The 13,057-nt window shown below is 63.9% G+C and carries 13 protein-coding genes; 9 read left to right on the forward strand and 4 right to left on the reverse strand.

Going from position 1 to position 13,057, the window contains the following annotated elements; translation table 11 throughout:
• Nucleotides 1-73 precede the first annotated feature (73 nt).
• Nucleotides 74-466, forward strand: a complete 393-nt coding sequence (locus tag V2I08_RS04025) for a response regulator (RefSeq protein ID WP_349633954.1) — start codon at nt 74-76, stop codon at nt 464-466.
• Nucleotides 467-532: 66 nt separating this feature from the next.
• On the opposite strand, the gene V2I08_RS04030 is transcribed toward V2I08_RS04025, so the two are convergent.
• Complete coding sequence (locus V2I08_RS04030; RefSeq protein WP_161774347.1) at nt 533-895, reverse strand: response regulator; 363 nt, start codon at nt 893-895, stop codon at nt 533-535.
• Between the two features lie 670 nt (nt 896-1,565).
• Here V2I08_RS04030 and V2I08_RS04035 point away from each other — a divergent pair.
• From V2I08_RS04035 to V2I08_RS04070, 8 genes are all read left to right on the forward strand, one after another.
• Nucleotides 1,566-3,326 carry an alpha/beta hydrolase gene (locus V2I08_RS04035; RefSeq protein WP_051520108.1) on the forward strand — a complete coding sequence of 587 codons (1,761 nt, stop codon included), beginning with the start codon at nt 1,566-1,568 and terminating at the stop codon, nt 3,324-3,326.
• An 18-nt stretch (nt 3,327-3,344) separates the two neighbouring features.
• Nucleotides 3,345-4,757, forward strand: a complete 1,413-nt coding sequence (locus V2I08_RS04040) for a bifunctional enoyl-CoA hydratase/phosphate acetyltransferase (RefSeq protein ID WP_405053620.1) — start codon at nt 3,345-3,347, stop codon at nt 4,755-4,757.
• Nucleotides 4,754-5,950: an acetate/propionate family kinase gene (locus V2I08_RS04045; protein WP_349633956.1), complete on the forward strand. Its 1,197-nt coding sequence runs from the start codon at nt 4,754-4,756 to the stop codon at nt 5,948-5,950. The genes V2I08_RS04040 and V2I08_RS04045 overlap by 4 nt, the downstream gene beginning before the upstream one ends.
• A 187-nt stretch (nt 5,951-6,137) precedes the next feature.
• The gene (locus tag V2I08_RS04050) at nt 6,138-7,250 is read left to right on the forward strand and encodes an ABC transporter permease (RefSeq protein WP_043153332.1); all 1,113 of its coding nucleotides are present in this window, start codon (nt 6,138-6,140) and stop codon (nt 7,248-7,250) included.
• Nucleotides 7,247-8,032: an ABC transporter ATP-binding protein gene (locus V2I08_RS04055; RefSeq protein ID WP_043153328.1), complete on the forward strand. Its 786-nt coding sequence runs from the start codon at nt 7,247-7,249 to the stop codon at nt 8,030-8,032. The genes V2I08_RS04050 and V2I08_RS04055 overlap by 4 nt, the downstream gene beginning before the upstream one ends.
• Entirely contained in the window at nt 8,032-8,967 is a 936-nt protein-coding gene (locus V2I08_RS04060) for an MlaD family protein (protein ID WP_222886459.1), read from the forward strand. The genes V2I08_RS04055 and V2I08_RS04060 overlap by 1 nt, the downstream gene beginning before the upstream one ends.
• Nucleotides 8,964-9,653: an ABC-type transport auxiliary lipoprotein family protein gene (locus tag V2I08_RS04065; RefSeq protein ID WP_043153326.1), complete on the forward strand. Its 690-nt coding sequence runs from the start codon at nt 8,964-8,966 to the stop codon at nt 9,651-9,653. The genes V2I08_RS04060 and V2I08_RS04065 overlap by 4 nt, the downstream gene beginning before the upstream one ends.
• Nucleotides 9,643-10,161: a GNAT family N-acetyltransferase gene (locus V2I08_RS04070; protein WP_043153323.1), complete on the forward strand. Its 519-nt coding sequence runs from the start codon at nt 9,643-9,645 to the stop codon at nt 10,159-10,161. Before V2I08_RS04065 ends, V2I08_RS04070 begins: the two co-directional genes overlap by 11 nt.
• Before the next feature lie 17 nt (nt 10,162-10,178).
• Here V2I08_RS04070 and V2I08_RS04075 read toward each other — a convergent pair whose 3' ends face one another.
• From V2I08_RS04075 to V2I08_RS04085, 3 genes are all read right to left on the reverse strand, one after another.
• Nucleotides 10,179-11,036 carry an SDR family oxidoreductase gene (locus V2I08_RS04075; protein WP_349633957.1) on the reverse strand — a complete coding sequence of 286 codons (858 nt, stop codon included), beginning with the start codon at nt 11,034-11,036 and terminating at the stop codon, nt 10,179-10,181.
• Between the two features lie 66 nt (nt 11,037-11,102).
• The gene (locus tag V2I08_RS04080) at nt 11,103-11,891 is read right to left on the reverse strand and encodes a hypothetical protein (RefSeq protein ID WP_349633958.1); all 789 of its coding nucleotides are present in this window, start codon (nt 11,889-11,891) and stop codon (nt 11,103-11,105) included.
• A 40-nt stretch (nt 11,892-11,931) separates the two neighbouring features.
• Nucleotides 11,932-13,056 carry an ABC transporter permease gene (locus V2I08_RS04085; RefSeq protein WP_043153320.1) on the reverse strand — a complete coding sequence of 375 codons (1,125 nt, stop codon included), beginning with the start codon at nt 13,054-13,056 and terminating at the stop codon, nt 11,932-11,934.
• Nucleotide 13,057 lies beyond the last annotated feature (1 nt).

Here is a 13,057-nt window from a genome sequence, read left to right on the forward strand (position 1 = left end):
CCTCGCATCCGGCCAAATATCATGAGCCGGTCAATGCGAGACGATCATGAATGGCAATATTGCAGCTCTCCCGATGGAGCGCCCGAAGATTCTACTGGTGGAGGACGAGCCCGGCGTGCGGCGCTCTCTCCAACTTCTCCTTCACGCCCAAGGCTATGACATCCGCTCCTATGCATCAAGCGCAGCATTGATCGCCGATCCGCTTGTGGACGAGGCGGTTTGCCTGGTCGCCGACTATCGCATGCCCGAGATGGATGGCCTTGCGGTCTTGCGTTCCCTCCGTGCACGGGGATGGCAACGACCGGCGATCCTCGTCACCGCCTATGGCTCGCCAGATCTTGTCGAGCGGGCGATGAAGGAGGGCTTCAGCATCGTCATCGAGAAACCGTTGCGCGAGCATGCGCTCGCTGACGCTGTCGCGCGATTGACGGCCCCGCCCCGCGCCTCCCCTGCCCCATCTTCGTGAGCGGCGAAGTGGCGTTGGCCGCTGCAGCGCGTGCATGGGACCGCTAGCCGCTGCCAATTGCTGCGTCTAACCGGGACCGCGCGCCACGACCCTGTCGACGAGGCCAAAAAGCAGATGATGGGCGAACGGCTTGTGGAGAATATGCGCGCAGCCCGCACCGCGTGCGCAGAGTTCAGTCTCCGCAGAATGATCGGTTGTGGTTAGAATGACCGGATGCTGCCAGCCCGCCGCCCGGAGCTGATGCAGAAGATCGATTCCATCCACATGAACGGGCCGATGCTCGGCGATCAGGCAAGCTCCCTCCTCTGTCATCGGATCTGCCAGGAGGCGGGTCTCCTCTGCATAGGCTTTCACGCCATAACCGCGAGCCATAAGCAACAGGTGCAACGCGCGCCTCAATCCGGTGTCGCTCTCGACAAGGAGGATCACGGCGCGAGGAATCTGCAGGTCGGTGGGCCTATGTGTCACTCGTGCCAAACAAACCAGGGATTGCCGGAATCTTCCGGTCGATTCGGTCTAACGGCAATGTCGCCGCTCTGAACTACGTAGATTTCCCAAGTGACGGATAGCGCCACTGCTGATTTCGACTCCAAGGGGAGCGGTGTCAATCCATCCGCGACCGACCCTGCAACCCCCTGGCGACAGCGGCAAGAAGCGCGCTCTGGATGACCATACGGAGAGCATTGTCGGTCAGGATCTGGTGCCGCGAGGGTCACTATGTAAGGACGGCTAGGCAAGACCGTCTGCTTCTGTTCGATCATTGGGTTTACCAAGATCAATTCCGCCGTGTCGCACCTATATCATCCATGAGGCAAGCTGCTTTTTCAGGGCACGCGCGCGGCGATGGATCGCAGTGGAGAATGTTCGGGAGCAACCGGCGAACTTGCGCTGTATCTAACCTTTGCAGTACCGTTTCCTGCAGTTGCGAAGGTACGATTCTTTTCCCAAGCTCGGATCAAGCCTTGGCGCAAAATACCTGAAAATACAGACGAAAGTGATAACAATGGAATGCCGTGGGACATGCGGCTTGGGGCATTTACGTAATGCGCTTGCGCGTGTGCAGCTGCAGTAGAGACAGGATTTTTTCAGGAGCTCCAAGATGGCAGCAGCGCATTCACGTCAGGACGCGTCCGATCCGCTCGACGGCATTGCCGAAACTCTCGACCGGGCCGCGATCGCCGGCATGGCGCAGCTGACCAGCGGACTCTCGCCCGCGACGATCCTGCAGGCCTTCTCCGACTGGGGCATGCATCTTGCCAGCTCGCCGGGCAAGCAGTTGCAGCTGGCGGCCAAGACGACACGCAAATTCATGCGGCTCGGCGACTATGCCGTGCGCAGCATCGGCGACCATGACGCTGCTCCCGCAATCGAGCCGCTGCCACAGGATCGTCGCTTCGTCGATCCGGCATGGAAGGAAGCGCCTTTCAACCTGATCGCGCAGGCTTTCCTTCTCAACCAGCAATGGTGGCATGCGGCCACGACCGGCGTGGTGGGCGTCACGAGGCATCATGAAGACATGGTCGCCTTCGGGATGCGGCAGATCCTCGACACGATGGCGCCGACCAATTTCGTCGCGACCAATCCCGTCCTCCAGAAGCGGATATTCGAGACCGGCGGGCAATGCCTTGTCGAGGGTGCCAGGCTATTGCTGGAGGATATGCAGCGCACCATGCGCGGAGAGCTGCCGGTGGGTGCCGAAGCGTTCGAGGTCGGGAAGGATGTTGCAACCACGCCCGGCAAGGTCGTTTATCGCAACGAGCTGATCGAGCTGATCCAATATGCGCCGACCACGGACACCGTGCGGCCGGAACCCATTCTGATCGTGCCGGCCTGGATCATGAAATATTATATTCTCGACCTGTCGCCGGAGAACTCGCTGGTCCGCTGGCTGACCGGGCAGGGCTATACGGTCTTCATCATCTCCTGGCACAATCCCGTCAGCGCGGACCGCGACCTCGACATGGAGGCCTATCGGCGGCTGGGCCCGATGGCGGCGCTCGACGCGGTGACGGCGATCACCGGAGCGCCGACCGTTCACGCCGTCGGCTATTGCATCGGCGGCACGCTGCTGTCGATCGCGGCGGCGGCGATGGCGCGCGACGGCGATGAGCGGCTCGCCACCATCACCCTGTTCGCCGCCCAGACCGAGTTCAGCGAGCCGGGCGAACTTGGCTTGTTCATCGACGAGGCGCAGCTCAACGTGCTCGAGAATATGATGTGGAGCAAGGGCTATCTCGACGGCACGCAGATGGGCGGCGCCTTCCAGATTTTGCGCTCGAACGACCTCGTCTGGTCGCGGATCCTCAACACCTATCTGATGGGCGAGCGCGAGCCGATGTCGGACCTGATGGCGTGGAACGCCGATGGCACGCGGATGCCTTACGCGATGCACAGCCAATATCTGCGCCGCCTGTTCCTCGACGACGATCTCGCCGAGGGTCGCTACAAGATCGACGGCCGAACCATCAGCCTGTCCGCGCTGCGCAAGCCGATGTTCGTCGTCGGCACCGAACGCGACCATGTCGCTCCGTGGCGTTCGGTCCACAAGATCCATATGCTGAGCAGCGCCGAGATCACATTCGCGCTGACCAGCGGCGGGCACAATGCCGGGATCGTCTCCGAGCCCGGGCACAAGGGGCGACGCTACCATATCCTCACCCGTGAGGCAGACGGCGCCGCGCTCGATCCGGACGATTGGATGGCGCATGCGCTCGTGCGGGACGGATCCTGGTGGGTCGCCTGGGACGAGTGGCTGCGCGCGCGTTCGGGCGAGCCGGTCGCTCCGCCGCCGATGGGCGCGCCGGACAAGGACTATCCGGTGATCGACAACGCTCCCGGCCGCTATGTGCTGGAGCATTGAGCGGTGGCCGTGATCGATATGATCGAGAACCGCACCTTCGACGAGATTGTCGTCGGCGACACGGCGAGCGTTGTCCGCACGTTGTGCGAGCAGGACATGCAGCTTTTCGCGCGCGTTTCAGGCGACGCAAATCCGGTGCAACTCGATCCGGCCTATGCCGCCACCGACATGTTCCATCAGGTGATCGCGCCCGGCATGTGGGGCGGCGGGCTCATTTCCGCCACGCTCGGAACCGAGCTCCCCGGTCCCGGCACCATCTATGTCAGCCAGACCCTGCGCTTCATCCGGCCGGTCTGCCTCGGAGATACCGTCACCGCCTCGGTGACCGTCACGGAGAAACGTGCCGAGCACCATGTCGTTCGCCTCGACTGCCGCTGCGTCAACCAGAACGGACAGGACGTCATAACAGGGCAGGCCGAGGTCAAGGCGCCGACCGAAAAGGTCCGCGCCCCCCGGATGGCCTTGCCCGACATCCGCGTTTCCGATCATGATGGATATCGCAAACTGATCGAGATGACGGCCGGCGGCGACGCCATACCGACCGCCGTAGCACATCCCTGCAATACCGCCGCGATTCTCGCGGCGGTGGAGGCCGCCGAGGCCGGCCTGATCCAGCCGATTCTCGTTGGCCCCGAGGAGAAAATCCGGGCGGCGGCCAGGGACGCCGGCAAGGACATATCCGCTTTCCGCCTGATAGCCGCGCCGCACAGCCACGCCGCTGCCGCGCAGGCCGTGGCGCTCGTCCGCTCGGGTGAGGCGCGGTTGCTGATGAAGGGCTCCCTCCATACCGACGAACTGATGGGCGCAGTGGTCTCGTCCGCAACGGGGCTCAGGACCGAGCGCCGCATCAGCCATGCCTATTTGATGGATGTGCCGGAGCACCCTACTCCGCTGATCATCACCGATGCGGCGATCAACATCGAACCGACGCTCGAAGAAAAGGCGGACATCATCCGCAACGCCATCGATCTAGCCCATGTCATCGGGATCGAAAGTCCCAAGGTCGCGATCCTGTCGGCGGTGGAGACGATCAATCCGTCGATGCGATCGACGCTCGACGCCGCCGCGCTCTGCAAGATGGCCGATCGCGGTCAGATTTCAGGCGGCGTGCTCGATGGCCCGCTGGCGTTCGACAATGCGATCAGCGAGGCGGCGGCCAAGGAAAAGGGGATCGTCTCGCCCGTGGCGGGCAAGGCCGAGATCCTGGTCGTCCCCACCCTCGAGGCCGGAAACATGCTTGCCAAGCAGCTGACATTTCTCGGCGGGGCGGATGCCGCCGGGGTGGTGCTGGGCGCGCGCGTGCCGATCATCCTTACCAGCCGCGCAGATTCCCTACGCACACGGCTCGCCTCCTGCGCGGTCGCGGTGCTGCTCGCGCGTGCCGCCACCATGGCGGCACCGGGCCTGCCCGAAGGCAAGCCCCTGGCATGAGCGGCGCCGTCGTCAGCATCAATGCGGGCTCGTCGAGCATCAAGTTCGCGCTGTTCACGCTCGACACCGACGGCCCGCGCCATGCCGCGGCCGGCAAGCTGGAAGGGATCGGCACGGCTCCGCGGCTCGTGGCGCGCGACGCCGATGGCGCCGTCCTGGTCGACCGCAGCTGGAACAATGGCGCGGGGCTGACCCACGAGGCCCTGCTTCATGACCTGTTCGCCTGGGCGGGAGATCACCTGCCCGAACATGAGATCATCGCCATCGGCCATCGCGTCGTCCATGGCGGAATGGCGTTTGCGCGGCCGCTACTGGTCGACGACGCCCTGCTCACTGCACTGGACGCGCTGAGCCCCTTGGCGCCGCTCCACCAGCCCCACAATCTCGCAGCGATCCGGGCCATCCGGGCGCTGGCGCCTGCCCTTCCCCAGGTCGCCTGCTTCGATACCGCCTTCCATCACGACCGGGCGGACAGCGCCACGCGCTTCGCCCTGCCCCGCGCACTGCACGACAAGGGCATCCGGCGCTATGGCTTCCATGGTCTCTCCTACGAATATATCGCGCGGACGCTGAGGGAGATCGACCCGGAGCTGGCGGGCGGGCGATTGATCGTCGCCCACCTGGGAAACGGCGCGAGCCTGTGCGCGATGCGTGAGGGAAAGAGCGTCGATACGACGATGGGCTTCACCGCGCTCGACGGGCTGATGATGGGAACGCGCTGCGGCAACATCGATCCCGGCGTCCTGCTCCACCTTCTGACCCAGGAAGGCATGAGCAGCGGCGAGATCGAGACGCTTCTGTACCAGCAGTCCGGCCTGCTCGGCGTGTCAGGCGTGTCGAGCGACATGCGCGCGCTCCACAAGAGCGAAGACCCGCACGCCGCCGAGGCCATCGACCTCTTCACCTGGCGCGCGGCGCGGGAAGCCGGTGCGCTCGTCTCCTCTCTCGGCGGCCTTGACGGGATCGTCTTTACGGCGGGCATCGGCGAAAATGACCCGATCATCCGCGCATCGATCTGCGAGCGCCTGGCCTGGACCGGCCTGACCATCGACCGGGATCTCAACGCCCGCAATGCGCCGGTCATCAGCCGGCCGGACAGCAGGATCATCGCCCGCGTCATCCCGACCGACGAGGAGCGCATGATCGCCGTCCACACCCTTGGCGTCCTGCCTGCACCAGGAGGTGGACGGTGACCCCGATTGCCGCCTATGTGGCCAAACCTCAGCTCGCCGCCGTCACTGAAAGCGATATCACCGGCCGACCACCTGATGGAGCTTCAGGCTACCATTGCATCAGGCAGTGGCTTGCCAGTCACGGCAAAAATCTCGTCGGTCATCGTCGATCGCCGCCCCGCGTTCGACTTGGAGCGGCGCTCCCGCGATGACGACCGCGGATTGGCGCCTTTATGATCGCAACGGCGAGACGACGCTTCACACGATCGGCGACTGGACGGCGCTGGACCTGGGCAACGCCCTGGTCCGATTGTCCGCACGTATGGGTGGGCGTGACGAGGTCCGTCGCATTGACCTGTCCGACCTGGGACGGATCGATACGGCTGGGGCGCTCGCGCTGCTGCAGTTCGTGGCGAAAGACGTCGATATCGACTGTGGCCCGCGAGAGGATCTGCACCGGTTGATCACGCTCGTCCGGCCGGCGCTAGATGCGGAAACACCATCCCGGCAGAGTAGCGGGGATCTGGCCAGCATTTTCGACCGCTTCGGGCGCCACGTCGTCCATCTCGCCCGCGACGCATATGACATGCTGGAGTTCACAGGGCACCTCGTAGCGGCCATTGGGCGAACGATCATCCATCCCGGACGATTGCGGATGACGCCGCTCTTCGCAGTGATGCAGGACGCGGGCATCAACGCCTTGCCGATCGTGTTCACGATGACCTTCTTCATCGGCGCGGTGATCGCGCTCGTCGGCACCAATCTGCTGACGACTTTGGGCGTGGAGGTGTTCACGGTCGAACTCGTTGGTGTTGCCGTCCTGCGCGAGTTCGGCGTCGTCATCGCCGCGATCCTGCTGGCGGGCCGCTCCGCGTCCTCGTTCGCCGCGCAGATCGGCGCAATGCGCATGAACCAGGAAACCGACGCCATGCAGGTCATGGGCGTCGACCGCTTCGACGCCCTTGTGATCCCGCGCGTCCTGGCCGCGCTCTTGATGATGCCGCTGATGACCTTCTGCGCCGATATAGGCGGCCTCGCCGGCGGGCTGTTGGTGAGTTGGGCAACGATCGATATCAATCCCGCATTCTTTATCCAACGGACGCTCGAGATGGTCGCCATCAAGCATTTTTGGATGGGGATGAGTAAGGCGCCGTTTCTCGCGCTGGTGATCGCCGCCGCCGGCTGCCGGCACGGATTGATGGTGGGCGGCGATGTGCAGAGCCTCGGCCGCAACGTCACTTCTTCGGTCGTTCAGTCGGTCTTCATGGTCATCATGTTCGACGCGGTGTTCGCCGTGATCTTCACGGTGCTCGACTTGTGAGCGCCCCGTCCGCAACCGGCGACGGCGACGCGCCGATCCGCATCTCCGGCCTTCGCACGGCCTTTGGTAAGAAGGTCATCCACGAGAAGCTGGATCTCGAAGTCCGCAAGGGAGAAATACTGGGTGTGGTCGGCGGCTCCGGCTCGGGCAAATCGGTGCTGCTCAATACGATCCTCGGCCTCAAGCGCCCCGATGGTGGGACGGTCGAGATTTTCGGACGGCGTATCGATGATCCGGACGCTCGATCGGCGGTCGAACGGCGCATCGGCGTGATGTTCCAGCAGGGCGCGCTGTTCTCCTTCCTGACCGTCCAGGAAAATGTCGAAACGCCGCTCCTCGAGCATGCGCGTCTGCCGAAGGACTTTGTGCGCGATCTCGCCCGCTTGAAAATCGCGCTCGCGGGGCTTCCCGACAATGCCGGGTCGCTCAAGCCGGCGGAGCTTTCAGGTGGCATGCGCAAGCGCGCGGGCGTGGCGCGTGCGATCGCACTCGATCCCGACATACTGTTCCTCGACGAACCCACCGCAGGTCTCGATCCGATCGCAGCGAGCGAGTTCGACGCGCTCGTTACCACCTTGCGCCAGGCGCTTGGCCTCACCGTCTTCATGATCACCCATGATCTCGACACGCTTTACGCCATCTGCGACCGCGTGGCGGTACTGGCGGAGAAGAAGATAGTCACCGTCGCGACCGTCGATGAACTTGAGCGATCGGACCATCCCTGGATCAAGAGCTATTTCCTGGGGCCGCGCGGCCGTGCCGTCCAGAAGAAGCTGCGCTGATGGAACGCCATGCCAATTATGCCCTGGTGGGCATTGTCTCCACGGTGTTTCTGATCGCCTCGATCGTCTTTGTCGTCTGGCTGGGCGGGTCCCAGTTCAGGCGTGACCATGACCTGTATCGCATCATGTTTGTGGGTCCGGTGCGCGGGCTGAGCAAAGGCGGTGAAGTTCAGTTCAACGGTATCAAGGTTGGTCAGATTCAGAATATCCGGCTTGATGAGGACGATCCCAATCGCGTGCTCACCGACATCGCGGTCGACCGTGGGACGCCGATCCGCGTGGACTCGATGGCTTCGACCGAAATTCAGGGGATCTCGAGTGTCAGCGTTATCCAGATCGGCGCCGGATCCCAGCAAAAGCCCTTATTGCGCAAGGTCGATGGGAGCGAGCGCCCGATCATTTCCAGCAAGGCCAACGCTCTGTCGACTCTCCTGCAGGGCGGCGGCCAGATGGTCCAGGCCGCTACCGAGGCGCTCAACCGCGTGAACCGGCTGCTCTCGGATCGCACGATCGCCAATGTGGGTGCGGCTGTAGAGGATATTCGCCTGACCAGCGCGGAATTCGCGGCGAACCGGAGGATGATATCGAACGCTGCCTCGGCCCTTGCGAAGCTCGATCGTGCCGCGACCGACATCCAGGGCGCCTCAGCATCGGTCCGCCAGATCGCCGACGGCGACGGCAGGCGCGCTTTCGCCGATATCTCGGGTGCGGCAGGTGAGCTCAAGACCGCAATCCACGAAGCCCGGGAAGCCGTCGCCAGACTCGACACGCGAAGCGCCGACATAAGCACCACCACCCTTCCCAACATCAACGCCGCCATGATCAGTCTTCAGGACACGGCCGAGTCGCTCGACGGTCTCATCCGGCAGATCCAGCGGGATCCACGTCACGCGCTTGGCAAGGGCAGCGGCAGGGAACGGGAGCTTCCGCAATGAAACATTTTGCCGTCTTGAGGATATCTGCGGCCCTCCTCATTGGCTTACTCGCACTTTCCGGCTGTGGCAGCCTGCTCGGTGGCGGCGCGCGGGATGATCTTTTCCGTTTTGGCGTGCCGCACCTTCCCGCGCGCCCCTCGACAACGGTTGGGCACAGTCCGATGCCCCGTACCATTTCGCTCCTGCGTATCCGCTTCGCGCCGGAGATCGAAGGTGACCGGATCCTCACAACACAAGGCGCGCGCGCGCTCTACATGAAGGACACGCGCTGGGTAGCGTCCGTTCCGGAGCTTTTCGTGCAGGCGCTGGGCCGACAGTTCGGCGAGCGCGTACCGACGATCCGGCTGGCGCCGCCTGGAAGCGCGACCGGCGCATTACAGGCATTGCAGATAAGCATCGACCGGTTCGAGGCGCGCTACCCTGCGGAAGGTGCGGAACAGGGTCCGCCAGCCGTGATCATCACCGGAGACGCAACACTGCTTGATCTGCGGGATCGGCAGCCGATCGCATCACGCCGTTTCACGGTGGAGGAGCCGGTGACCGCCAATAGCAAGAGCGGGATTGTCGCGGCGTTCGACCGGGCGGTGGCGCGTTATGCGACACAGTTTGTCGATTGGACCATACAGGCGTCCGGCGCAGAACTCATGGACGTGAGGTCTCAGAAAGGTCAGAACAATGAGCAATAACCCAACCCATCTGGTCACGCGCAGCGGGCTTGAGCTTTCGGTGAGACCGGCAGGCGCGCAGGACCGGCCGATCCTGACGCAATTGTTCCACCATGTGAGCCATGAGGATTTGCGCTTCCGGTTCCTGTCAGGACTGAACGAGATCGGACCGGAGCAACTTCGTGCCCTGACCCCGATCGATGATGGCAACGCGCTAAGCTTCCTCGCCTTCGATGCCGAGAGCGGCGCCGCGGTTGCAAGCGCGATGCTCGTATCCGATGCAGCGGGCGAGCGGGGCGAGGTGGCGATCTCGGTTGACGCCGACTATCGGCACAGAGGCGTCGGATGGACATTGCTCTCCTTCGTGGCCGATCAGGCGGAAGCGCGGGGGCTCTCGATAATCGAGTCGATCGAGAGCCGCGCCAATGTCGCTGCAATCGAACTCGAACGCGACATGGGCTTCACGGTCGAGGAATATCCAGGGGACTCGACCCTGGTGCTGGTCAGGAAAACGCTGCGCGCCGGTTGACCGCCGGCGCCCAGCGCTCAACGCGCCAGGGCCGCGGCGATCGCGTCCTTCAATGGCGTGGTCGGCCGGCCTATCAGCTGGCTGAGTTGATGGCCGTCGTCGAAGAGCGCGCCCTGTCCGGCCGCAGCGTCCGACTGGGCGAGCATCGCCGCCACCGCCTCCGGCAGGCCGGCGTCGACCAGTGCCGCCTTGTAGTCGGCCTCGCTCAGGTTGCGAAAGATGATCGTCATGCCCGCCTGGCGGGAGAGTTCGTCCGCGAATTCGGCGAGCGTATAGGCTTCGTCACCCGCCAGTTCGTAGACGCGTCCGGCCTGATCCTCCTGCGCCACCAGAACGGCGGCGGTTGCGTCGGCAAAGTCGGCGCGGGTGGCCGAGGCGATGCGGGCGTCTCCGGCGGAGCCTCTCACCACGCCATGCTGGAGAGCGGAGGGTATCGAGGCGGTGTAGTTCTCGGTGTACCAGCTGTTCCGTAGCAAGACATAGTGTACGCCGCTTTCCCGGAGGAGCGCTTCGGTCTGGCGATGCTCTTCGGCAAGACCGAGCGGTGACGTATCCGCGTGCAGCACGCTGGTATAGGCGATGAGCTTCACGCCCACCGTCCTGGCGGCGTCGATCACCGCCTTATGTTGCGGCACGCGGTGTCCGACCTCGTTTCCCGAAATGAGCAGCAGCTTATCGATACCCGCCAGGGCCGGGCCCAGGGTCTCCGGTCGGCTATAATCGGCTTCGCGCACGACGACGCCCTTCGCAGCGAGGTCGGACGCCTTGTCGATATTACGTACCAGGGCTGCGATCTCGCCGGCCGGCACCGTTTTCAACAGCGCCGAAATGACGAGCCGCCCGAGTTGTCCCGTCGCTCCGGTGATGGCGAGCATGGCTCTTCCTCTTCTTTGCTTGGGGGCGTTGGACCGCAAGCGGCAACGCCCTGCATGAGATCGACTCTATTCCGGCTTCGCGGTCGGCGCCAATGCCCGCAATCCACCAATCAACGCATCGAGCCGCTGTTCGGCTTCACCATGTTCGGCCTCCGGATAAGCGGTGGCGACGCGGGCGCCCCAATAGCCAAGATCGACCGTCGTGAGACTGAATTCAAAGGGAACGCCTTCGCGGCTGCCGCGGAACCGTCCGCGCCAGACGGCATCCTTTGGCATGTCGGGAAGAACGACCGGCCCCTCGGACAGCGGCGTGCTTTCATCGAAATAGCTGCGCGCAAGCCACTTCATGATCGTATAATGCTCCTTCGCCGACATTTGCTCGATATGAACCAGCGAGATGCGGGCAACGATCGTCGAACCGTGCACTGGCGAACGATATTCGACGGAAACATACTGGCCGCTGGGATCATATCCCTGCTCGGCTACGCGGGTGAATCCGGCGAGCATATGGGGAAAGCGCGCACCGCTTCCCACATGCACCAAGGTCCCGTCGGAATCGAGGCGGAAGCCCGCCGGGGCGGTCGCTTCGGCGGCAGCGGGCGCCGACTGGGCGGCGGTGTGAATAGAAAGCCCAAGAAGAACACTCAGAACGAGCGGCGCAAGACGCCGGAGACGCGTCTTCCTTTTCATTCGGGAAGCTTCGCCATGATGATGGCGGCGATCGCCATCACCAGACCTGCTGTCAATCCATACAGGAAAATGACGTCGATCGACTGACGAATTCTGTCCAGGGCGTGCATGGAGATTCTCCCCTTTGTGGTGAGAAAAGTTTCGCGCAGCCGCGCTGTTGGGCATATTGGTAGTGTTACTGAGGCGGCCATCACCATGTGCCTGCTTATGCCATCGTTCCGATCGTCCGGCGGAACCGCGCGAGCGCGATCAGGAAGAACACCGCCCCGATCACGGTGATGGCAAGGAACTGGGGCCAGACCACGTCGAAGCCCGCTCCCCGGTAAAGAACAGCCTGCGCCATCCTCACAAAATGGGTGGTGGGCGCGGCGAGCATCACCGTCTGCACGAACTCCGGCATGCTCTCGCGCGGGGTCATGCCGCCCGAGAGCAGCTGGAGCGGCAGCAGGACGAGCATCAGCAGCAGCCCGAACTGCGGCATCGATCGCGCGATCGTGCCCATGAAGATGCCGATCGACGTGGTCGCGAACAGGTGGAGCGCCGCCCCTGCCAGGAACAGCGGGATCGATCCCTCGATCGGCACCTTCAATATCCCTTCGACCACCACCAGCAGCGCGAAGGCGCAGGCGAGCAGGACGACGAGCCCCATCGCCCAGACCTTGCTCGCCATGATCTCGAACGGCGTGACCGGCATCACCAGCAGATGCTCGATGGTGCCATGCTCGCGCTCCCGGATCAGCGCGGCGCCGGTCAACACGATCGAGAGCATGGTGACGTTGTTGATGATCTCCATCACCGACCCGAACCAGCTCTGGGCGAGAGTCGGGTTGAAGCGGGCGCGCAACGCGAGATCGGCGGGCGGCGCGGCGGTGGCGCGCGTGCCCCGCATGAACTCGGAGACCTCGCCCTGGACGATCTGCTGGATGTATCCGCCGCCGGTGAAGGCCTGGCTCATGCGCGTGGCATCGATGTTGAGCTGGACGGTCGGCTGGCGGCCGGCGAGCACGTCGCGCTGGAAATCGGGCGGCAGGTCGAGCGCGAAGGTGTAGCGCCCGGCGTCCATGGCCGGATCGACCTCGCCCAAAGCAAGCAGCGCCGGCGGCGTGAAATGCGGCGGATAGAAGGCTCCGGTGATCCGGCTGGACAGCGGGGACTGATCCTCGTCGACGATTGCGATCGGCGCCTTGTTCAGAGTCTCGGGCATGGCGGAGGCCGCCACGTAGATGCCGAGCGAGAAGGCGTAGACGATCAGCACCAGCATCATCGGATCGCGCCACAGGCTGCGCAGCTCTTTGACGCCCAGACGTCCGATATTGGCGATATGCCGCATC

This window comes from Sphingobium sp. MK2 (genome assembly GCF_040170545.1).
Classification (GTDB): domain Bacteria; phylum Pseudomonadota; class Alphaproteobacteria; order Sphingomonadales; family Sphingomonadaceae; genus Sphingobium.

What these genes read in the sequence shown, in the direction of transcription:
- V2I08_RS04085 (WP_043153320.1), bottom strand. Translation starts at nt 13,056, where the DNA reads ATGCGGCATATCGCCAATATCGGACGTCTGGGCGTCAAAGAGCTGCGC.
- V2I08_RS04075 (WP_349633957.1), bottom strand. Translation starts at nt 11,036, where the DNA reads ATGCTCGCCATCACCGGAGCGACGGGACAACTCGGGCGGCTCGTCATT.
- V2I08_RS04035 (WP_051520108.1), top strand. Translation starts at nt 1,566, where the DNA reads ATGGCAGCAGCGCATTCACGTCAGGACGCGTCCGATCCGCTCGACGGC.
- V2I08_RS04050 (WP_043153332.1), top strand. Translation starts at nt 6,138, where the DNA reads ATGACGACCGCGGATTGGCGCCTTTATGATCGCAACGGCGAGACGACG.
- V2I08_RS04065 (WP_043153326.1), top strand. Translation starts at nt 8,964, where the DNA reads ATGAAACATTTTGCCGTCTTGAGGATATCTGCGGCCCTCCTCATTGGC.
- V2I08_RS04025 (WP_349633954.1), top strand. Translation starts at nt 74, where the DNA reads ATGGAGCGCCCGAAGATTCTACTGGTGGAGGACGAGCCCGGCGTGCGG.
- V2I08_RS04070 (WP_043153323.1), top strand. Translation starts at nt 9,643, where the DNA reads ATGAGCAATAACCCAACCCATCTGGTCACGCGCAGCGGGCTTGAGCTT.
- V2I08_RS04045 (WP_349633956.1), top strand. Translation starts at nt 4,754, where the DNA reads ATGAGCGGCGCCGTCGTCAGCATCAATGCGGGCTCGTCGAGCATCAAG.
- V2I08_RS04040 (WP_405053620.1), top strand. Translation starts at nt 3,345, where the DNA reads ATGATCGAGAACCGCACCTTCGACGAGATTGTCGTCGGCGACACGGCG.
- V2I08_RS04080 (WP_349633958.1), bottom strand. Translation starts at nt 11,891, where the DNA reads ATGCCCAACAGCGCGGCTGCGCGAAACTTTTCTCACCACAAAGGGGAG.
- V2I08_RS04060 (WP_222886459.1), top strand. Translation starts at nt 8,032, where the DNA reads ATGGAACGCCATGCCAATTATGCCCTGGTGGGCATTGTCTCCACGGTG.